We start from the raw sequence: 18,100 nt of genomic DNA, 5'->3' as shown, positions 1-18,100 counted from the left end.
TCTCGATGCGAAAGTATGCGCCGCATCCCGCGAAGTTTAGTGGTGGGGTTGGTCGCTGGTCTTGTACTCGGGGTCGTGGCTGTCACTTCTTCCAATCTGGCAATTGATGGGGGGGGGCGCTTGCTTCTACAGAGCTTTGAGAGATTCGGAGCAACGGCATTGGTGGCAGACCTTTGGCCATCGCTATTACTTGGAAGCTGGCTTGTGGGAGCGATCGCATTTTGCGGGGCATCGGTTTACTTAAGGCGAGCGTTCCTGAGGACGCCCTGAATAATCGCCGTAGAGCCTTGGATTTCGACCGCACTGAATTGATCCTATGCCTGTGGCGCCACCGGTAATGGCCGCGCTGACCACCTCGGCGGGAACTACCAGCGGGAATACGACGCTGCGACCGGACGCTATACGCAAGCGGATCCCATAGGCCTGTCCGGCGGCATCTCCGCCTACGGGTACTCGAGTGCTTCTCCGCTTCGCGCGGTTGACCCACTTGGGCTTGAGCCTGTGTTCGACACAAGTACGTGTGGCGGACAACTGGGAATGGTGACTTGTGATGGCAATGGAGGGTTCCTGGTCAGTGTCTGCAATTCGGGCTGCGACAAGATATGCACCGTTATGCATGAGCGAAACCATAAGGCGTTACTGGAAAAGAGGGTTCCTAATGCCTGCGTCGGTAGGCCCAAAGGTGCAAGTCCATTCCCAAAGAACTGGGAATATGGTGGGATCGAGCATCGGCAGCTGGCAAATGAGCTTGAGTGCCGTGCATATCAAGAGCAGATGATCTGTGCAACTCGGCTGCGCGGCGGCGGACTCGGAGGCGCCGCAGTAGACAAGGCTTACAGCAGGGCAGTAAAGGAAAGGAGCGACAGGCAATGCGATGCAATCGGATACTAGCCATCCTCTCGCTCGTTCTGGGCCAGCTGGGGTGCCGGGATGAGGTGGAGAGTTCAACGTACCCCATGGGTCAGACGGGAAAGACTTGCACTGTCTACAAAGGCTTTGATCGCCAGCCTCCAGAAGTGGTTGTTGCCGAACTGGTCAGACGGGGGGTGGACAGTCGCAGGTTGATCCATAAAACAGTTTGCGGCTCGATCACCAGTTGGGAGATCCTTCCTGCAGGGGCGTCGATCAATCGGATACCTCCCCCAGATACCTATGTGAACCTCTGGCTGAGGGAAGACGGCTCTGTCTCCGTCAGTACGGACCGCCCTTGATGTCGGCGCTGCCCCTGATGCTCACGCATCGGACCAGCGCCCCTGTGCAATAGGCCTGCCAAGTGGGGAACTGCGCTCACTCAGCGTCATCCGGGTGAGCCTCGCGTGGTGATCGATCGGTCGTCCGATGTCTGGGCTTGGGAGTGGAGCAACAAGAGCGAGGTGTTCGGTGACTGGATCCGGAGTGCTGATCCGCAAGACGATGGAGTGGTGTTTGAACTCGGCCTGCGCTTTCCCGGCCAGCAGGTGACTCGCGCGAGTGGCTCGATCAAAACATCAAGGACGACTCTGCCGCTGACTCCGCTGCGGATCAGCTGGCAAATCGCCTCGGACGATCATCTGGACAAATGAACCGTACGGGGAGTTGCTCGCAGATGTGCGGGAGCTTATCGTCCGGGTGGAAGCTTCCCCTACTGATGACTCGGACGCCTCAAATGCACGCTGCCAAGCTGCTCCCAATCGTGACGCTGTCAATCACACTTTCTGGTTGCATGGAAGTTGCCAGCACCGAGTATGCAGACCGCAACCAAGCCGTCTCAAGACAAGCAATCGGTGAATCGAAGTGGTTGCCTTCATGGTTGCCTGAGGACGCAGTCAACATACGCGAGTCGCACGACATGGACACAAATGAATCGTGGCTGGTTTTCCGCCTTACCAGTGGGGTTCTTGCTTTGCCCGAAGACTGCAGGCTAGTGAGCAGGCCGGAGATGTCCGACGCGCGAGTCATGCGGAGATTTCCTCAGTTTGCCCGCAACGCGTGGTCGCGAGCGTCAAGCTATGGCGGCAAGTTCTATCTGTGCCCGGAGGGTAATGTTGGTCGCTGGGTCATGCGCGATGAACAGCTGGGCCTTGTTTACAGCGGAATAAAATTCTAGGTGGATGGACGGTCTCACCTGGCAAGCGAATGCGTGAGTGGCATTTGGCAGCCTCCTTTTCCGGCACCTGATTCGGCAATTTCCGGCTGAGCGTCGTGTGTGGGAGGGTTCTGGGATATCGGCCCCATGGGCTATGGTGGCTGTAGGACAGGCGGCAAGGAGAGGCGAATAGAAATGGAAGGCAATCTGAGAGAAAGAGATGCGCTGTCGCCAACTGGCTTCTATGACCAATACTATGCGGATAGTGGCCTGGATCAGGAAATCGTAGGGGAGCTGCTGGAGCATGTTGCAGACGAGCTTCGTTTGCCCTCCGGGAAGCTTCGTCCTGGAGATCGATTTTCGAAGGAACTGTCGCCTGGTGAAGCTCATAGCTGGGACTCGGGCTATGGAGTTTTAATATTCGAGCTTCAATCGCTCGCAAAAAAACGTGGTATTGCAGTCGATCGGCGGGTGGATTCGCTCGACGACTACATTCGTATCATGGCGGGTATCTATTGATGAGATTGATGCGTTCCTGAATGGCTATTGGCATGAGACGTCGCAGTGCGTACTGAGGATTCGGGGATGCCAAAGGTGAGGTGGGTGTGCCGCAGCTGTCATTGCCGGTCTGGTTCTGGCCGGCTGTGCAACATTGGGTGGCGATATGATCGTGCGCGTCTCGGGAAGCGTGCCGCCAGGTCAGGGTGACGTTCGCGCTCTCGATTGTGAGCTGAGCATGCTCGGGGAGGGCGAAGGTGTAGTTTCGTCGAAACCGGTTGGAAGCACATTCTCGGTCCCCATGATGGTCGTTGCAGGGCCGGAACCCCAGAGCTACCAATTCGCCGTTGAATGCAGGGACGGCCGGAGGTTCGCATCCAAGCCGGTGCAGATCAGTAGTCGGCGGTCCTATGCCCGGGATCTCAATCTTGGGGAGCTTCAGGAGCGGTGAGAGAGAGGAAGGGGCGACCGGGGTCGCACCTCCGTGGTATGCATCTGACGGATTCCAGTGGATGAATGAAGATTTCAACTTGCTCGAATGGTGTGACGCCACGTTGCTGGCCATCAACATTGACAGGAGCAAACCTGGCGTATGCGACGAGGTAAAGGTCCACGTGCGCTGGCCGGACGGCCGGCAGGCAACCGTCTGCTTCTCGGAAGCCTACGGGTGCTCGGCGCTCATGAACTTCGGCGTACTGGGGGAGGAGGGAATAGAGTTCGCCAGGGTCGAGGACGACGAGCCGGGGCTTGCTCATCTTCTTGATCGTTGGAAGGCGGTTGGCTATCCGTTGTCCGGCCTGAAATGTTTCCGTATCGAGACCACCTCGACCGGAAGCGTAATTCTCATCTACGCCAGGACATGGCGGATCGAGCATCTGCCGATGGCGGGTGCAGTGCCCTGAAGGACATTCCGTGCCCAGATTCCTCAGCCCGACAAGGCTCCCTCATCCGGGGGAAGGCGCCTGAGAAGACCGAGCGGAGACGTGCTTGGTTTCACGATTTTTGGCCCTGCGGCGACGTTGGCCGCCACACTCTGCAAATTGAGGCCTTGATGATGGTGAGGATCCTGACAGCACTACTTCTGATTGGAGTCGGACTTGGATTCTCTGGCGGCGCATGGGCTGTAGGAAAGCGGCCCTTCAAGATGATTCAGTTCTGCGTGCATGACCAAGAGGGCGTGAATCGGTTCAAGCAGACCCTCAGCTCTATCGCCAAGGACGAAGGAATGCAGTACTTCGATGGCAGCGCTGAATTGGATCGCCAGCTTGCCAGGGCAAAAGTGGACGTGAGGCGCCCTGTCGTCTACGTCGGAGTGAAGCGGGAAGATGGCTCAGGACTGGAGGCGGGGAACCTCGGATTGGATCGCTTCGAGATAGCTATCGGCTTCTCTGAAGGGAAGATGCCCGCCGAGGCACTGTCATTCTCTGTTCGCGTCGAACGTACCTTGGCCGAGCGCTGGAATGTACTCGCGATTCCCTTGGCGAAGGGCGCTACGCCGCTGGCATGTCGGGTGGAAGGCGGTTCTCGTTGAAGTCCGTTGCACATGGCATTCACCCTTCGGGCTGCAACCGCCCCACCGCCTGGGCGCACAACGACTGGCAGGCCATGACCAACCCTTCCATCACCCGGTCGCCCACGTACTGCCCGGGGTCGCCATTCTGCCGGGTGCGTTCCGCCGCCAGCAGCATTTCCAGCACCACTCGCAACCCGTTCAACGCGCAATCGGCATCGGCCAGGGCCAGGCAGCGCCCGGGCAGCTGATGCCGCTCCGGCCAGGGTTGTCCGTCGGCCGCCGCACCGGAGCCGATGCGGTGGAGATTGGCAATGAAGGTGTTCCTGTCCGTGGCAGGCGCAGCCTGTGGCGAACCGTCGTCGCCGGCGGTGCTGCGGTAGGCGTGCAGATGCGGGAAGTCCGATTCGTTCATGGCAAGGCTCCGTGCAGGGCAATCGGTAGCCGCCACCCATAAAAGTGGCGGACGGTACGTGGTTCGAACACCGGGTTGATGTCAGTCCGGCGGGCCCGAAGGCCCCCACGCACCGCCCGCCATAGCCGGCAGACGGATTGCCAGCCGGCGCCACGCTAAGGTGGCGCCGGCTGGCAAGCGCATACATCAACATCAACTCGGGTGTTCGAAGCCCGGCCACCCTTTTCCGGTGGCACGCCATCTGAGCCCCTGGCGCTGTGCAATGCCAATCAGAAGAGTTGCAAACATCACTCGATTGGAGACGCTTTTGGCATTCTCCCATGCAGTTAAGCACCGCCAGCGCTGGCTGGCGTAGTGATCCGCCCGCACCGTGCAATCTGCGACAGGTGTCGAGGTTGTCACGGCGAACGGGACGGGCGGGAAGGGCCTATCACGACATGCGGTGCCAATTCAGGCTGCGGGCTGTCCCGGGTTGACGCTTTCAACGCCCCAGCGCACTCTGCGGGCTGGGGTCGACAACCCGTTCAGGGGCAGGGCTGCAGGGTGGTACCAGGAGGCGGAACAGCCATGAGCCAACTCACCGACAGCTTCGGACGCAGCTTTCCGTACCTGCGCTTGTCGCTCACCGAAGCCTGCAACTTCCGGTGCAGCTACTGCCTGCCCGACGGTTACCAGGCCGACGGCCACCCACGTTTCCTGCAGGTGGAGGAGATCGGCCGCCTGGTGCGGGCCTTTGCGGCGTTGGGGATGAGCAAGATCCGCCTGACCGGCGGCGAGCCCAGCCTGCGCAAGGATCTGGACGAGATCATCGCCACCGTGGCGGCGGTGCCGGGCATCCGCAAGGTGGCCATCACCACCAATGGCACGCTGCTGCCGCGGCGCCTGCCGGGCTGGCACCAGGCCGGCCTGACCGCGCTGAACGTGAGCATGGACAGCCTGCAGCGCGAACGCTTCAAGACCATCACCGGCCATGACCGCCTGCCGGAGATCCAGCAGGGCCTGGCGCTGGCGCAGGCGTTGGGCCTGCCGGCGATCAAGCTCAACGCGGTGCTGCTGCGTGGCCTGAACGACGACGAGCTGCCGCAGTGGATGGACTACCTGCGTGACCGACCCTTCAGCGTGCGCTTCATCGAGCTGATGCGCACCGGCGACAACGAAGCCTATTTCCAGCGCCACCACCTGCGTGCCGACGTGGTGATCGAGCAGCTGCTGGCCGCGGGCTGGCACGAGCGGCCGCGCGCGGCCGATGCCGGGCCGGCGCGCGAGTTCGTGCACCCGGAGCATCGCGGCAGCATTGGGATCATCGCGCCGTATTCGCGTGACTTCTGCAAGGGCTGCAACCGCCTGCGGGTGACCGCCAAGGGCGACCTGCGGCTGTGCCTGTTCGGCGAGTTCGGCGTGCCACTGCGCCCGCTGCTGCAACGCGACGAGGACCATGACGCGCTGCTGGCACGCATCACCACCCAGCTTGGCCTGAAAGCGGCCGGGCACGGACTGCACCAGGGCCAGACCGGGCTGACCCCGCACCTGGCCTCCATCGGAGGATGAGCAACACGATGAGTGGGGAATTGAATGCGGCCTTCCATATGGCCGATGTCCGCGAGAAGCGCATCACCCGCCGCCGTGCGGTGGCAGTGGGCGAGCTGCATGCCGGTCCGGTGGCCTATCCACTGATCGTCGAGCGCCGCCTGCCCAAGGGCGACGCGCTGGTGATGGCCGAGATTGCCGGCCTGCAGGGCGCCAAGATGGCGTCGATGCTGATGCCGCTGTGCCATCCGCTGCCGCTGGAACTGGTGCAGGTGTTCTGCGCGCCGGTACCGGAACGGCAGGCGATCCGCGTGTGGTGCGAGTGCGCCAGCGAGGCGCGCACCGGTGTGGAGATGGAGGCGTTGGCCGGCGTCAACGCCGCGCTGCTGACCCTGTACGACCTGAGCAAGCCGGTGGAACCGGCGCTGCGCATCGAAGGTATCCGCCTGCTGTTCAAGGAAGGCGGCAAGCGCGGTGTCTGGTTGCACCCGGACGGCATGGACGAGGCCGAGCGTGAGCGGTTCAAGCCGCGTGCGCCGAAGGGCCTGGAAGGCGCGGCCTGCGCGGTGATCACGCTGAGCGATCGCGCCAGCGAAGGCACCTATGAGGATATCTCTGGCCCGACTCTGGTGACCGGCGTGGAAAAACTGGGCGGCGAGGTCGTGGCCGCCGAGGTACTGCCCGATGGCATCGAGCCATTGGCGGGCCGCCTGCAGGCCTTGGCCGCCGAGGGCGTGCGCCTTTGCCTGTGTACCGGCGGTACCGGATTGGGCCCGCGTGACCTGACCCCGGAGGCGCTGCGTTCCTTGAACGCGCGGCCGGTGCATGGCCTGGCGCAGATGGTGCGGGCACTCAGTGCACAGCACACGCCGATGGCCTGGCTGAGCCGCGCCGAGGTGGTGCAGCTGGGCAATATGCTGGTGTTCGCATTGCCCGGCAGCCCGAAGGCAGCGGCGCAGTGCCTGGACATCCTGGCGCCTGTACTGGGCCACGCCCTGGCGATGGTCGATGGCGGTGGCCACTGATGATTGCCTACAGCGAAGCCCTGCAGCTCCTACTGGACGCGGCCACGCCGCTGCCGGCCGAACATCTGCCGCTGCACGAGGGCGCGGGCCGCACGCTGGCCAGTGACATCCACAGCGGGCAGTCGTTGCCGCCGTTCGACAACTCGGCGATGGACGGCTTCGCGCTGCGCGCCAACGGCGCGACGTTCGAAGCTGGTACCGAGTTCGCTGTGCAGGGCTGGCAGGCAGCAGGCGATGCCGGCGCCGAAGGCGGCGAGGGTGCCTGGGAAATCATGACCGGTGCGCGCATGCCGGTCGGGCTGGATACGGTGGTGCCGGTCGAGAATGTGGAGATCCTCGCCAGCGAAGAAGGACGCCCGACCCGCATTGCCCTGAAGGGCACGGTGAAGCCAGGCCAGAACGTGCGCCTGCGCGGCGAGGATGTGAGCGACGGCGAGCGCGTGCTGCAGGCCGGGCAGGTGCTGGACATCAACGCGCGCACCCTGCTGCATGCCATCGGTGTGGGCGAGGTGGCGGTGGTGGCGCAGCCAAAGGCGGCGGTGATCGCCACCGGCAAGGAGCTGGTGACCGAGGCGGCGCAGACGCTGGCATCCGGGCAGATTCGTGACAGCAACCGGCCGTATCTGGTCGGCCGCCTGCAGGCCGCCGGTGCCGAGGTGGTCTGGCAGGGCACGGTGGGCGATGAGGTGGCGGCGTTCAACGCGGTCCTGGATGAAGCGCTGGACGCGGGTGCGCAGCTGTTGATCAGCACCGGCGCGGTGTCGGCCGGCCGCTACGATTTCGTTCCCGACGCGCTGCGCGGACGGGGTGCGCGCATCCTGTTCCACAAGGTGGCGATCCGCCCCGGCAAGCCGTTGCTGTTCGCGGTGCTGCCCAATGGCGCGCTGTATTTCGGCCTGCCGGGCAACCCGGTCTCCGCTGCAGTGGGCCAGCGCTTCTTCGTCGAGCCGGTGCTGCGCCGCCTGCTGGGGCTGGCACCGGAGCCGGTGCTGACGTTGCCGCTGCAGGCCGACGTGCGCACGCCGCCCGGCCTGCGTTTCCATGCGCGGGCGCGGGTGGAAGTGGATGCGCAGGGCCGCCTGAGTGCGCGCGTGCTGGCCGGGCAGGAGTCGTTCCGTTTGATGTCCATGCTGCGGGCCAACGCCTGGGTGGTGCTGGAAGGCGAGGGCGGCGTGGTCGCCGCCGGCACGCCGGTGCGTGTGCAGGGCTGGGGTCATCAGGACCCGGTGCAGCTGGCGAGCCAGGAGCCGTAATGAGACAGGTAAATCTGCAGTTGTTCGGCGCGTTCTCCGATCTGGATGCCAGCCGCGAGATTGCCGTGGAGGTGGCCGGCGGCACCGTGGCCGATCTGCGCCAGGCGCTGCGTGAACTGCTGCCGCTGCGTTGGCCGGGATTCCGTGCCGGCCTGCTGGATTACTCGGCATTCGCCGACCAGCAACGCGTGCTGCGCGACCACGAGGCGTTGCCCGACGATGGCCGGGTGGCGATCCTGCCGCCGGTGAGCGGGGGCTGAGCCATGAACGAGAAGATCATCGCGAAGGTGGTGGACCGCGCGCAGGCGGCGATTGATCCGGCCGAGGGCATCGCCGCGGTCTCCGATCCGGGCTTCGGCGGCATCGATGTGTTCATCGGCAAGGTGCGCGACGTCAATGTGGGCCGGCGGGTGACCGGGATCACCTACGATCTGTTCGAGCCGCTGGTATTGAACGAGTTCAAGCGCCTGGCGGCCGAGGTCGAGGCTACGTTCGGTCCGAAGCTGAAACTGTATGTGGCCCATGCCAAGGGCCGGCTCGGCATCGGCGATGTGGCGGTGGTGGTGGCCGCCGGCAGCCCGCACCGCGACGAGGCGTTCCGCGCGTGCCGGCAGCTGATCGAAGCGGTGAAGCACCAGTGCCCGATCTGGAAGCAGGAGCATTACGAGGACGGCGACAGCCAGTGGAGCGAAGGTTGCAGCCTGTGCCATGCGGACAGCGAAGCTTCGCACTCCCACGACCACACACATGACCACGGGCATTGACCGCGCCCTTCGGGAGGCGCCGGGTCCAGCAGATCCACGCCATGCGTGGATGAGGCGTTCCCGATGAATCCGGCCGGCGCAGCCACGCATGGCGTGGCTCTACTGCGATGAGCATCAACGGCATCGTGCTGGCCGGTGGCCTGTCCAGCCGGATGGGCCGCGACAAGGCGCTGCTGCCCTGGCAGGGCCGCACCCTGCTGGAACACATGCGCGGCGTGTTGAAGCAGGCGGGCGCCCGGCGGGTGTGGGTGAGCGGCGACTACCCGGCGTTTGGCGGCGTCCCGGACCGCGTGGCACGCTGCGGGCCGCTGGGCGGGCTCTACAGCGTGGCGATGCAGATGCCTGACGGGCCGGCCTGGGTGGTGCCGGTGGATACGCCACGAGTGAGCCCGGCACTGCTGCAGCGACTGCGTCTGTCAGAAGACACCGCCTGCACGGTATTCGACGATGAACCGTTGCCGATGCGGTTGCAGATCGATGATCATTGCCGCCGCGTGCTGCAGGCCTTGATCGATGACCCGACGGCGCGCCGTTCACTGCGAGCGCTGCAGGAACGCCTGGGCGTGACCCGGCTGCCATTGGCACCCGAGGATCAGGCGTTGCTGCTCAACTGCAATACACCATCAGAATGGGAGTCCATCACGGCATGAAGGTCCAGCTGCAACAGCAATCGATGCGCCTGCGCGTGGATGAGGAAGAACTGGCACGATTGCTGGCCGGTGAGTCGGTCGAGAACCTGACCCGCTTTGGCGGCAACGGCGGCTGGGGCGCAGCGGTCTCGTTGCATGCAGGCGATCAGGCCGTGCTGCTTGATGGCGGCACGTTCTGCCGGTTGGTGTTGCCACGCGAAGCTGTTGAAGGGCTGGCGGGGCGGCTGCCTTGCCGCGATGGCCTGGGCTTCGGAATCGCCCTGGATGACGACAGCATGTTGCAGCTCCAGTTCGACGTGGACGTGCGCGACAGCATGCGCCAGCGTGGCCCGCAGCGACGGGCTGAACCTGCGGCAGAGTAGGCGCATGGTGCGCAGGGTGGGGCGCCCCGCTGTCGTATGATGACGGCCTTCGTTCCTGCGTTGCTGCAATGCCCCTGAACCCCTCCGCTCCCTCTGCGTCCCGACCGGCTACGCCCAATCCGGCAGCGGCCGATGACGGTGACGCGCTGCACTTCTGCAGTACCTGTGCGTTCTCCGACGCCTGCATGTCGCAGGGCTATGACAAGGCTGCGCTGGGCGAGTTGCATGTGCTGGTCGACCACGTCGGTCCGTTCCAGGCTGGCGACTATCTCTTCCGTGCAGGCGATCCGTTCGATTCGATCGCAGCGGTCCGCGCGGGCATGGTCAAGACCTTCGTCGATGACAGCCAGGGCAACGAGCAGGTACTGGGGTTCAGCCTGCCCGGCGAGGTGATCGGGCTCAATGCCATCCACGGCGCGCGCTTCCCCTGCAATGCGGTGGCCCTGGACACCGTCTACCTGTGCCGGATCTCGTTTCCGCGATTGAGCCTGCTGGCCACGCGCATGCCGGGGTTGCAGGCGCGGCTGTTCAGCCTGCTCAGTGCCGAGATCGGCAAGGTCGCCACGCTGGCAGCCAACCATCGCACCGAGGAGCGCATGGCGGCGTTCCTGCTGGATCTTTCCGGGCGCTATGCCCGGCGCGGATTCTCCGCCACCCGTTTCAACCTGAGCATGGCCCGTACCGAGATTGCCAACTACCTGCGGATGGCGCCGGAGACGGTGAGCCGGGTGCTGCGCCGGTTGAGCGACGAGGGTGTGATTGCGGTGAGCCAACGTGAGATGCTGTTGCTGCAACCCGAGCGGCTGGCGGAACTGGCCGTGACCCGGGAATCCGGACTGGACTGATCAGGTAGGCGAGGGGCCGACCCATGATGCGAGCGGGGCTGTTGTTGCTGGGAATGCTGGTTGCAGTACCGGCCTGGACGGCTGAGCTGACGGTGTCGGCGGCGTCGAGCCTGACCGAGAGCTTCCGTGAACTGGGCGCGGCCTACGAAAAGGCGCACCCGGGAACCAAGGTGGATTTCAACTTCGCCGCCTCCGGCGTGCTGCTGCAGCAGATCAGCCGCGGCGCACCGGTGGATGTGTTCGCGTCGGCCGATGAAACCACGATGGACCATGCCCAGCAGCAGGACCTGCTGGCGGCCGGCACCCGCGAGGTGTTCGCGGTCAATGCGCTGTGGGTGGTGGTGCCGCCGCAGGCCAAGGCTGCGCCGCATACCTTGAAGGACCTGGCCGGTGCTGGTGTGCAGCGCATCGCACTGGGCAACCCGGACAGCGTGCCGGTCGGCCGCTATGCCAAGGGCGCGCTGGAAGCGGCGGGCCTGTGGCCGTCGGTGCAGGGCAGGATCATCACGACGCAGAACGTGCGCCAGTCGCTGGATTACGTGGCGCGCGGTGAAGTGGATGCCGGCTTCGTCTATGCCACCGATGCACAGGCAATGCCCGACCGGGTGCGCCGTGCATTCGCGGTTCCGGTGCCCGGGCGCATTGCCTATCCGCTGGCGGTGACCAGGGCCAGTACGCAGCCGGCGGAAGCCAGGCGCTTCGCTGCCTTCGTGCGTTCGCCGCAGGGCCAGGCGATCCTGGCCAGGCACGGGTTCGGCAAGCCCTGACGCATGGATCTGGACTGGAGCGCGCTGGGGTTGTCGCTGAAGGTGGCCGGCTGGGCCACCGCGATCAATCTGGTGCTGGGCGTGGCACTGGGCGCTCTGCTGGCGCGTCGGCGCTTTCCTGGCCGTGAGCTGCTGGATTCGCTGCTGACCCTGCCGATGGTGCTGCCACCGACGGTACTGGGTTATTACCTGCTGGTGCTGATCGGTCGCAACGGCCCGATCGGCGCGTGGCTGCAGTCGTGGTTCGGCATCAACCTGGCGTTCACCTGGCAGGCGGCGGTGATCGCTGCGGCGGTGGCCTCGTTGCCGCTGGTGTTCAAGCCGGCACGCGCGGCGTTCGAGGAAGTGGACAGGCAGTTGGAGCAGGCCGCACGCACGCTGGGTGTGTCCGAAGCGGCTGTATTCTTCCGCATCACGCTGCCACTGGCGTGGCGCGGCATCCTCGCCGGCCTGCTGCTGGCGTTTGCGCGCGCGATGGGCGAATTCGGCGCGACGCTGATGGTGGCCGGCAGCATTCCGGGCCGGACGCAGACGTTGTCGATCGCTATCTACGAGGCGGTACAGGCCGGCCAGGACGGCAAGGCCAATGCGCTGGTGATCCTGACCTCGGTGGTCTGCATCGTGATCCTGTTGCTGGCCGCGCGGTTGGTGGGCGGACGCCGCCGGGAGCTGCGTGATGTGGCTTGACCTGCAGGTGCAGCGCCGCCTGCAGGCGGCCGGCCAGGATTTCGTGTTGGACGTATCGCTGCAGTGCACGCAGCGGCAGGTGGTGCTGTTCGGCCCCTCGGGCGCGGGCAAGAGCCTGACCCTGAAGGCGGTGGCCGGGCTGCTGCGGCCGGGCCAGGGTCATGTGCGCGTGCAGGGGCAGACCCTGTTCGATGCGGCCACCGGCGTGGATCTGCCGCCGCAGCGCCGCCGGCTGGGCTACGTGTTCCAGGATTACGCGTTGTTCCCGCACCTGAGCGTGCGCCAGAACGTGGCGTTCGGGCTGCAGAAGGGGTGGTTGAATCCTCGGATCGGCCAGCGTTTCGATGCGGTGGAGCAGTGGTTGCAGGCCTTCCGCATCGACACGGTGGGTGATCTGCTGCCCTCGCAGATTTCCGGCGGGCAGCGCCAGCGCACCGCACTGGCGCGGGCGCTGGTGACGCAACCGCAGGCGCTGCTGCTGGATGAACCGTTCTCCGCACTGGATCATGACCTTCGCCAGCACCTGCGCCAGGAGTTGGAGGCGGTGCTGGACAAGACCGGCATCCCGTTGTTGTTGATCAGCCATGATCCGCAGGACGCGGCCATGTTCGGCCAGCAGGTGGCGCGCATGGTGGACGGCCGCATCGTCGGCGATTGACCTGCACCTGTAGAGCCGAGCCCATGCTCGGCTGCTCTGCGCGACACCGCCAACAGCAGCCGAGCGTGGGCTCGGCTCTACAGGATCAACGGATCAATACAGTTCACAGTGCGTGCGGCCTTCATTCCGCAGCGCGTCCCATTGCCCTGCACCGGCGACGGCATCGATGGCCTCGCGCACCGCGCCTTCCAGGTGGCGCTTGTTGCCGCACAGGTACAGATGCCCACCGCGGGCCAGAACGTCGCGCACTTCGCTGGCGCGCTGCTGCAGCACGTGCTGCACATAGACCATTTCGACGCCATCGCGCGAGAACGCGGTATGCAGGCCAGCCAGCACGCCCCGGGTATGCCAGTCCTGCAGCTGGTCGCGGTACAGGTAGTCGTGCTTGCTGTGCTTCTCGCCGAACACCAGGTGCACTTCACGTTCGCAGGCGTTGGCCTGCAGTTCCTGCATCAGGCCCATCAAGGGCGCGATGCCGGTGCCGGTGCCGACCAGCAGCAGCGGTGCCTGGCCGGTATCGGGCAGGTGGAAGCCAGGGTTGGAACGGCAGTACACCCGGGCGTGGTCGCCACCGTGCAGCAGGCTGCCGGTAGCGGTGCCGAAGCGCTCGCGGCCGCGCAGGGTGTAGCGCACTTCGCGCACGCACAGGCTCAGTTGGTCGTGGCACGGGTGCGAGGCGATGGAATAGGCGCGCGGCAGCCGCGGTGACAGCAGTTCGTGCAGCCTGGCCAGCGGCACGCTGTGCGGCGTGGCGTGGTCCTGCAGCACGTCCAGCAGGTCCAGGCCATGCAGGTAGGCGTCGAGCTCGCACTTCTGGTTGACCTTCAACAGGCGCTTCAATCCCTCGCTGCCGCCGAGCCTGGCCAGTTCGCGCAGCACGCCCTTGCTCAGCAGGCGCAGCTCGCGGTCATGCAGGGCGGCCACGGCGGCGGTGTCGCCATACCAGATGGCCAATGCCTGCAGCAGGGCAGGGTCGTTCTCGGGTACTACGTGCAGGGTGTCACCCGCGCGGTAGGCCATGCCACTGCCGGCAATGTCCAGCTGCAGGTGCCAGGCGGCGGGGTCGCTGCTGTTCAAGCGGCGGCGTTCGAGAATGGGGGCGGCAAAGGCATTGTCTTCGCCATAGGCGGTGACCTGCAGGTGCAGGTCCTGGCCAGCGTTGAGGTCGCCACCCAGCACCTGGCCCAGCACCGGCTGCCATTGCTGGAAGAACTGCTCGTAGCCCAGATCGGCGTCCACGCGGTGCAGCAGCGGCTGGGCCTGGCGCTCGCTCAACGCGGCATCCAGCGCCTTGGTGAAGCCGCAGAAGCTGGGATAGCCGGTGTCACCGAGGCCGAACACCGCATAGCGCAGGCCGCTCAGCGTCGGGGTCTGGCGCAGGGTTTCGAAGAACCGCTCGCCATTGGCCGGCGGTTCGCCATCGCCGAACGAGCTGGAAATCGCCAGCAGCACATCGCCGTGGCCGAGACTGGCCACGTCGATGTCGTTGAACGGGAGCACCTGCGGCGCGTGCGGCTGTAGGTCCGCGCCCAGGCGCTGGGCCAGGGCGCGGGCATTGCCCGACTCGGACGCGAAACCCACCAGCAGGCGGCTGAAGGGCATACTGGCCGGGAGGGCGTTCACGCGGCCTCGTAGAAGTCGTCGAACTTCTCCTTGCTGAACTCGACCAGATCGTAGTTGTGCATCAGGTCGTTCACCACGCGGCGGATGCTGATGTACGAGGTGATGTTGCCGTCGGCGTCGAACAGCGGCTGCACGGTGGTATCGACCACGTAGAGCACGCCGCCCTTGCCGAGGTTGGGCACGATCCCGGTCCAGGTCTTGCCGGCCTTGATGGTGTCCCACATGTCCTTGTAGACGGCCTTGGGTACGTCTGGATGGCGCACGATGCTGTGCGGCTGGCCGATCAGCTCTTCGCGGGCGAAGCCGGTGAGCGTGCAGAACAGGTCGTTGGCGTAGGTGATGTTGCCCTGCAGGTCGGTGGTGGAGATCACCATGACGTTCTGCAGCGCATTCACGAGCTGGGCGTTGTCGGGGGAGTAGCTCATCGCAGGGTCCTTGTAGAGGCCGGTAACGCCGGCGTGTTCGGGTTCTGCATAGGAATACGCCCGCGTGGCAGCGGGCGGTTTGACATTGGTCAAGCGCGTAGCGCGAAGGCCTGCGACCGGGTGTCGCAGGGAGCGTTCACTGCTGCAGGGGAAAGCCGATCGTCTCGTGGCAATGCTGCACGAGGTGGCGACCTCCCTCATTGATGTGCAAGGTGTCTGCGTCACCGAAGAACCGCAGCAGTGCTGCCCCGGTCGTACTGCCCGCGTGCGCGGAGCTTCTGGCAGCAGATGGCAGGAACGGATCAGCTCGCGGATCGTGTCCGCCCGGGAGGTTCGCGCGCGCAAGGGTGCCTTCGATCAATAGCTGCGCACATGCGCCAGCCAGATAGGCGTCTGGTTCCCGTTGCCGGCCGCGCCGAGGCTGGCCTGACAATGCGGTGGCGATATGCTGGAACTCATGCGCGGTGGTGGCGATCACGCGCCTGCGCAGCGAATCAGCGTCCGGGCTGGAGGGAAACCAGAAGCTGACCACCTGGCCCGGCCGCTCTGGTCCTGGCAGTTGTCGCCAGATGCCGCCTCCGTCACTTACGATCGTGAGCTGATAATGCACAGGCGTCCGTTCCTGCCCATTGGCCTGGAGCGGCAGTCCAGCGGGTCGTGCAGCGGCCTCGCAGAGCTGTGATGCTTGCATGGCCGAAAGCGCTCCATCTGCCCAGAGAAGTCGAGTTGCGACGGATGACCACCCGCACTCGATGGACCGATTGGGATACTCCGAGCTTTCCGGGCCGGGTAGCACCGACACTGTGCTGATCTTCAGATGTGAGGATGGGCCTCGCAGCAGGGTGGCATACCCTCCATCGGGACTGACCAGGTCCCGGGGAGGCAGTTGGATGGATTGGCACGCACTTGTGGCCAGAAGGATTGCCGTCAGCCCAGCATAGAGCGCGAGGGCGGAGCCCGGTTGGGTACGCTTGGGCTGACGGCGCTGCATCAGGGGAGCAGCACGCCAGCAGAGATGAAGGTGATACCGATTGCCGCCACGATTGCTCGTAGATTGCTCATTGGTACGCTCCAGGTTTGACGTCGATTGACCGATCAGCTCAACCCGCTGGCTCGGTAGTCAATGCGTATCGACTCTGGCTCGATCAGACAATCGGAATTGTTTCAAACACTTGCAGTAGTTGGCTCCGGGCCACATTCGATGCGCCAGAGACATGCGCAGGTCGCGCCAATGGCGACACTTGCGCCTCCAGTCACATCATGTGGGGAAGTCGCGGGCGCGTCAGCCCATCGAATAGCGCAGCACACCCGCCGAGACCACGCCGATCAGCACCGTCGGCAGCATCGACAGCCGCGTGGCGGCCAGCAGGGTGATCGCCAGCGCGGCCAGGTCGGCGGGCTTGTCGGCGACGAAGTCCGGGGCGATCACCGAGATCAGCACGCAGCCTGGTGCGGCTTCCATCACCGTCACTGCGCGCTTGCTCAGCGTGCGGTTGCGCAGGGCGAGGAAGCCGGCGATGCGGGTCAGGTAGGTGGCGGCGGCCATCAGCACGATGGTCAGCACCGAGGTCCAGTGGATCAGTCCGTTGAAGATCATGCTGCGTCCTCCGCCAGCAGCCAGGCAGCCGCCAGGCCGGCCAGGGCGCCGCTGGCCACGTACCACGCGCCCGGAATCAGCAGGTAGGTGGCAGCGGCCACCACCATGCTCACCAGCCACGGCCGCGCCGCTTTCATGCCTTGCCACATGCCGCGCAGCAGCACCAGGAATACGGCGGGGAAGGCCATGTCGAAGCCATAGGCGTGGATGTCGCCCAGCATCGGCCCGACGATCGCGCCCAGTGCCGTGCAGGCCACCCAGACCGTGTACAGCCCTGCCGAAACGCCCAGGTAGTAGGCCAGGCTGAAGCCGAGTGCGCGGCGACGCGCGTCGGCCACACCCAGCGCCCAGCTCTCGTCGCACATGAAGAACAGCGCCGGCAGCACACGACGGCGCGGCAGGTGCTGCAGCAGTGGGGCCAGGCTGGCGCCCATCAGCAGGTGGCGGCTGTTGACCAGCGCGGTGATGGCCACGATCAGTGCGATGTGCGGTGGCGAGGTCCACAGTTCGACGGCGGCGAATTCCGAGCCGCCAGCGAAGTTGAGGCCGGTCATCAGCGGCACTTCCAGTGCGCTCAGGCCCTTCTGGGCCGCCTGCGCGCCGAGCACCAGGGCGAACGGAATGAAGCCGATCATCACCGGCACGGCGGCACGCAGGCCGCGCAGGAATTCGGCACGCGGGGCGGTGTCGCAGGCGTCGGGCAGGGGGAGGGTGGTACGGGCGTCCATGGAACGGCACAACGAGATGGGGGTGGCCCATGCTAGCGGTCCGATCGCGAAATCGGGTTGCGTTGATGCCACTGGATTCTGGATGATTGATATTCCATGCGGCCAGAGTCGACCAGGACGAAATTTCATGCAGTACCAGCTCGACAACCTTGATCGGCGCATCCTCGACGCCCTGCAGCGCGATGGCCGCCTGCAGAACCTGGAGCTGGCCCGTCTGGTCGGGCTGTCGGCGTCGGCGTGCCTGCGCCGGGTGCGTCTGCTGGAGGAGGGCGGCTACATCGACCGCTACGTGGCCTTGTTGAACGAGGCCAAGGTGGGGCGGGGCTTCACGGTGTTCGTGCGGGTGTGGCTGCGCGGGCAGGATGAGGACACCACCAATCACTTCATCAACAGCATCAAGTCTTTCCCGGAAGTGCTTGAATGCCATCTGATGGCGGGCGACTGCGATTTCCTGTTGCGGGTGGCGGTGGCTGATCTTGATGCCTACCGGCAGTTCCAGATGCAGCACCTGAACCGGATCGCCGGGGTGCAGAACACGAAGACCGAGATTCCGATGCAGCGGATCAAGCAGACGACCCAGTTGCCGCTTTGAGGGATGGGGTTTGCGGCCGGGTTGCACCCGGCACCCGCGGGTAGTGCCGGCCGCTGGCCGGCAACCTCAGGAGCAACAGCAACAGCGGGCCTGCTGAGGGATGGCGGGG

At 65.1% G+C, this 18,100-nt stretch carries 23 protein-coding genes and 1 pseudogene; 18 read left to right on the top strand and 6 right to left on the bottom strand.

Translation table 11 applies throughout. From position 1 onward, the window contains the following. Positions 1–363 precede the first annotated feature (363 nt). The 6 genes and pseudogenes from AB839_RS21255 to AB839_RS15060 all read left to right on the top strand — a co-directional run. A pseudogene (locus tag AB839_RS21255) lies at positions 364–891 on the top strand (RHS repeat-associated core domain-containing protein); the annotation flags it as partial. Positions 892–1,316: 425 nt separating this feature from the next. Beyond that, positions 1,317–1,562, top strand: coding sequence for a hypothetical protein (locus AB839_RS21590; protein WP_061479980.1), 246 nt, complete (start codon positions 1,317–1,319; stop codon positions 1,560–1,562). An 83-nt stretch (positions 1,563–1,645) separates the two neighbouring features. Beyond that, on the top strand, positions 1,646–2,086 hold the full coding sequence (locus AB839_RS15070; RefSeq protein WP_154350965.1) for a hypothetical protein: 441 nt from the start codon (positions 1,646–1,648) through the stop codon (positions 2,084–2,086). A 174-nt stretch (positions 2,087–2,260) separates the two neighbouring features. Next, complete coding sequence (locus AB839_RS21585) at positions 2,261–2,584, top strand: hypothetical protein (protein ID WP_156476672.1); 324 nt, start codon at positions 2,261–2,263, stop codon at positions 2,582–2,584. Positions 2,585–3,075: 491 nt separating this feature from the next. Further along, entirely contained in the window at positions 3,076–3,465 is a 390-nt protein-coding gene (locus AB839_RS15065; protein ID WP_061479978.1) for a hypothetical protein, read from the top strand. Positions 3,466–3,614: 149 nt separating this feature from the next. Then, positions 3,615–4,094: a hypothetical protein gene (locus AB839_RS15060; protein WP_241776790.1), complete on the top strand. Its 480-nt coding sequence runs from the start codon at positions 3,615–3,617 to the stop codon at positions 4,092–4,094. 19 nt (positions 4,095–4,113) lie between these two features. Here AB839_RS15060 and AB839_RS15055 read toward each other — a convergent pair whose 3' ends face one another. Next, positions 4,114–4,488: a hypothetical protein gene (locus AB839_RS15055; protein ID WP_061479977.1), complete on the bottom strand. Its 375-nt coding sequence runs from the start codon at positions 4,486–4,488 to the stop codon at positions 4,114–4,116. 567 nt (positions 4,489–5,055) lie between these two features. On the opposite strand from AB839_RS15055, the gene moaA reads away from it, so the two are divergent. From moaA to AB839_RS15000, 11 genes are all read left to right on the top strand, one after another. After that, on the top strand, positions 5,056–6,036 hold the full coding sequence (moaA, locus tag AB839_RS15050; protein ID WP_061479976.1) for a GTP 3',8-cyclase MoaA: 981 nt from the start codon (positions 5,056–5,058) through the stop codon (positions 6,034–6,036). Between the two features lie 8 nt (positions 6,037–6,044). Continuing rightward, entirely contained in the window at positions 6,045–7,040 is a 996-nt protein-coding gene (gene moaCB, locus AB839_RS15045; protein ID WP_061479975.1) for a bifunctional molybdenum cofactor biosynthesis protein MoaC/MoaB, read from the top strand. Continuing rightward, positions 7,040–8,293 carry a gephyrin-like molybdotransferase Glp gene (gene glp / locus AB839_RS15040; protein WP_061479974.1) on the top strand — a complete coding sequence of 418 codons (1,254 nt, stop codon included), beginning with the start codon at positions 7,040–7,042 and terminating at the stop codon, positions 8,291–8,293. Before moaCB ends, glp begins: the two co-directional genes overlap by 1 nt. Continuing rightward, positions 8,293–8,553 carry a MoaD/ThiS family protein gene (locus tag AB839_RS15035; RefSeq protein ID WP_005413671.1) on the top strand — a complete coding sequence of 87 codons (261 nt, stop codon included), beginning with the start codon at positions 8,293–8,295 and terminating at the stop codon, positions 8,551–8,553. The genes glp and AB839_RS15035 overlap by 1 nt, the downstream gene beginning before the upstream one ends. Positions 8,554–8,556: 3 nt before the next feature. Then, positions 8,557–9,057, top strand: coding sequence for a molybdenum cofactor biosynthesis protein MoaE (locus AB839_RS15030; protein ID WP_061479973.1), 501 nt, complete (start codon positions 8,557–8,559; stop codon positions 9,055–9,057). A 107-nt stretch (positions 9,058–9,164) separates the two neighbouring features. Continuing rightward, positions 9,165–9,707, top strand: a complete 543-nt coding sequence (locus tag AB839_RS15025) for a molybdenum cofactor guanylyltransferase (protein ID WP_061479972.1) — start codon at positions 9,165–9,167, stop codon at positions 9,705–9,707. Next, positions 9,704–10,069 (top strand): hypothetical protein, encoded by a 366-nt coding sequence (locus AB839_RS15020; protein WP_061479971.1) that lies wholly within the window; start codon positions 9,704–9,706, stop codon positions 10,067–10,069. The genes AB839_RS15025 and AB839_RS15020 overlap by 4 nt, the downstream gene beginning before the upstream one ends. 68 nt (positions 10,070–10,137) lie before the next feature. After that, a complete protein-coding gene (locus AB839_RS15015) occupies positions 10,138–10,914 on the top strand; it encodes a helix-turn-helix domain-containing protein (protein WP_061479970.1) in 777 nt (258 codons plus the stop codon). 23 nt (positions 10,915–10,937) lie between these two features. Next, a complete protein-coding gene (gene modA, locus AB839_RS15010; RefSeq protein ID WP_061479969.1) occupies positions 10,938–11,681 on the top strand; it encodes a molybdate ABC transporter substrate-binding protein in 744 nt (247 codons plus the stop codon). 3 nt (positions 11,682–11,684) lie between these two features. Beyond that, entirely contained in the window at positions 11,685–12,368 is a 684-nt protein-coding gene (gene modB, locus AB839_RS15005) for a molybdate ABC transporter permease subunit (RefSeq protein WP_061479968.1), read from the top strand. Further along, entirely contained in the window at positions 12,358–13,026 is a 669-nt protein-coding gene (locus tag AB839_RS15000) for an ATP-binding cassette domain-containing protein (RefSeq protein ID WP_061479967.1), read from the top strand. Before modB ends, AB839_RS15000 begins: the two co-directional genes overlap by 11 nt. 93 nt (positions 13,027–13,119) lie before the next feature. Here AB839_RS15000 and AB839_RS14995 read toward each other — a convergent pair whose 3' ends face one another. The 5 genes from AB839_RS14995 to AB839_RS14975 form a co-directional block, all read right to left on the bottom strand. Then, positions 13,120–14,649 (bottom strand): sulfite reductase flavoprotein subunit alpha, encoded by a 1,530-nt coding sequence (locus AB839_RS14995; protein WP_061479966.1) that lies wholly within the window; start codon positions 14,647–14,649, stop codon positions 13,120–13,122. After that, positions 14,646–15,074: a PAS domain-containing protein gene (locus AB839_RS14990; RefSeq protein ID WP_061479965.1), complete on the bottom strand. Its 429-nt coding sequence runs from the start codon at positions 15,072–15,074 to the stop codon at positions 14,646–14,648. Before AB839_RS14990 ends, AB839_RS14995 begins: the two co-directional genes overlap by 4 nt. Positions 15,075–15,210: 136 nt before the next feature. Further along, positions 15,211–15,765: a hypothetical protein gene (locus tag AB839_RS14985; protein ID WP_156476670.1), complete on the bottom strand. Its 555-nt coding sequence runs from the start codon at positions 15,763–15,765 to the stop codon at positions 15,211–15,213. Between the two features lie 591 nt (positions 15,766–16,356). Beyond that, a complete protein-coding gene (locus tag AB839_RS14980) occupies positions 16,357–16,671 on the bottom strand; it encodes an AzlD family protein (protein ID WP_061479963.1) in 315 nt (104 codons plus the stop codon). After that, complete coding sequence (locus tag AB839_RS14975) at positions 16,668–17,399, bottom strand: AzlC family ABC transporter permease (protein WP_061479962.1); 732 nt, start codon at positions 17,397–17,399, stop codon at positions 16,668–16,670. The genes AB839_RS14980 and AB839_RS14975 overlap by 4 nt, the downstream gene beginning before the upstream one ends. Positions 17,400–17,526: 127 nt before the next feature. On the opposite strand from AB839_RS14975, the gene AB839_RS14970 reads away from it, so the two are divergent. After that, complete coding sequence (locus AB839_RS14970) at positions 17,527–17,991, top strand: Lrp/AsnC family transcriptional regulator (RefSeq protein WP_061479961.1); 465 nt, start codon at positions 17,527–17,529, stop codon at positions 17,989–17,991. Positions 17,992–18,100 lie beyond the last annotated feature (109 nt).

This window comes from Stenotrophomonas sp. DDT-1 (assembly GCF_001580555.1).
Classification (GTDB): Bacteria; Pseudomonadota; Gammaproteobacteria; order Xanthomonadales; family Xanthomonadaceae; genus Stenotrophomonas; species Stenotrophomonas sepilia.
The sequence above is the reverse complement of the archived record's forward strand: the minus strand, read 5'-3'. Positions and strand labels throughout refer to the sequence as shown.

Excerpts from the sequence above, each read along its gene's own strand:
- AB839_RS15015 (WP_061479970.1), top strand. The coding sequence starts at position 10,138 with ATGCCCCTGAACCCCTCCGCTCCCTCTGCGTCCCGACCGGCTACGCCC.
- modA (WP_061479969.1), top strand. The coding sequence starts at position 10,938 with ATGATGCGAGCGGGGCTGTTGTTGCTGGGAATGCTGGTTGCAGTACCG.
- moaCB (WP_061479975.1), top strand. The coding sequence starts at position 6,045 with ATGAGTGGGGAATTGAATGCGGCCTTCCATATGGCCGATGTCCGCGAG.
- AB839_RS14985 (WP_156476670.1), bottom strand. The coding sequence starts at position 15,765 with ATGCAAGCATCACAGCTCTGCGAGGCCGCTGCACGACCCGCTGGACTG.
- AB839_RS15000 (WP_061479967.1), top strand. The coding sequence starts at position 12,358 with ATGTGGCTTGACCTGCAGGTGCAGCGCCGCCTGCAGGCGGCCGGCCAG.
- AB839_RS21585 (WP_156476672.1), top strand. The coding sequence starts at position 2,261 with ATGGAAGGCAATCTGAGAGAAAGAGATGCGCTGTCGCCAACTGGCTTC.
- AB839_RS14970 (WP_061479961.1), top strand. The coding sequence starts at position 17,527 with ATGCAGTACCAGCTCGACAACCTTGATCGGCGCATCCTCGACGCCCTG.
- AB839_RS14990 (WP_061479965.1), bottom strand. The coding sequence starts at position 15,074 with ATGAGCTACTCCCCCGACAACGCCCAGCTCGTGAATGCGCTGCAGAAC.
- glp (WP_061479974.1), top strand. The coding sequence starts at position 7,040 with ATGATTGCCTACAGCGAAGCCCTGCAGCTCCTACTGGACGCGGCCACG.
- AB839_RS15065 (WP_061479978.1), top strand. The coding sequence starts at position 3,076 with ATGAATGAAGATTTCAACTTGCTCGAATGGTGTGACGCCACGTTGCTG.
- AB839_RS15020 (WP_061479971.1), top strand. The coding sequence starts at position 9,704 with ATGAAGGTCCAGCTGCAACAGCAATCGATGCGCCTGCGCGTGGATGAG.
- AB839_RS14975 (WP_061479962.1), bottom strand. The coding sequence starts at position 17,399 with ATGGACGCCCGTACCACCCTCCCCCTGCCCGACGCCTGCGACACCGCC.
- AB839_RS15025 (WP_061479972.1), top strand. The coding sequence starts at position 9,165 with ATGAGCATCAACGGCATCGTGCTGGCCGGTGGCCTGTCCAGCCGGATG.
- AB839_RS15030 (WP_061479973.1), top strand. The coding sequence starts at position 8,557 with ATGAACGAGAAGATCATCGCGAAGGTGGTGGACCGCGCGCAGGCGGCG.
- moaA (WP_061479976.1), top strand. The coding sequence starts at position 5,056 with ATGAGCCAACTCACCGACAGCTTCGGACGCAGCTTTCCGTACCTGCGC.
- AB839_RS15070 (WP_154350965.1), top strand. The coding sequence starts at position 1,646 with ATGCACGCTGCCAAGCTGCTCCCAATCGTGACGCTGTCAATCACACTT.
- AB839_RS15035 (WP_005413671.1), top strand. The coding sequence starts at position 8,293 with ATGAGACAGGTAAATCTGCAGTTGTTCGGCGCGTTCTCCGATCTGGAT.
- AB839_RS15055 (WP_061479977.1), bottom strand. The coding sequence starts at position 4,488 with ATGAACGAATCGGACTTCCCGCATCTGCACGCCTACCGCAGCACCGCC.
- modB (WP_061479968.1), top strand. The coding sequence starts at position 11,685 with ATGGATCTGGACTGGAGCGCGCTGGGGTTGTCGCTGAAGGTGGCCGGC.
- AB839_RS14980 (WP_061479963.1), bottom strand. The coding sequence starts at position 16,671 with ATGATCTTCAACGGACTGATCCACTGGACCTCGGTGCTGACCATCGTG.
- AB839_RS15060 (WP_241776790.1), top strand. The coding sequence starts at position 3,615 with ATGATGGTGAGGATCCTGACAGCACTACTTCTGATTGGAGTCGGACTT.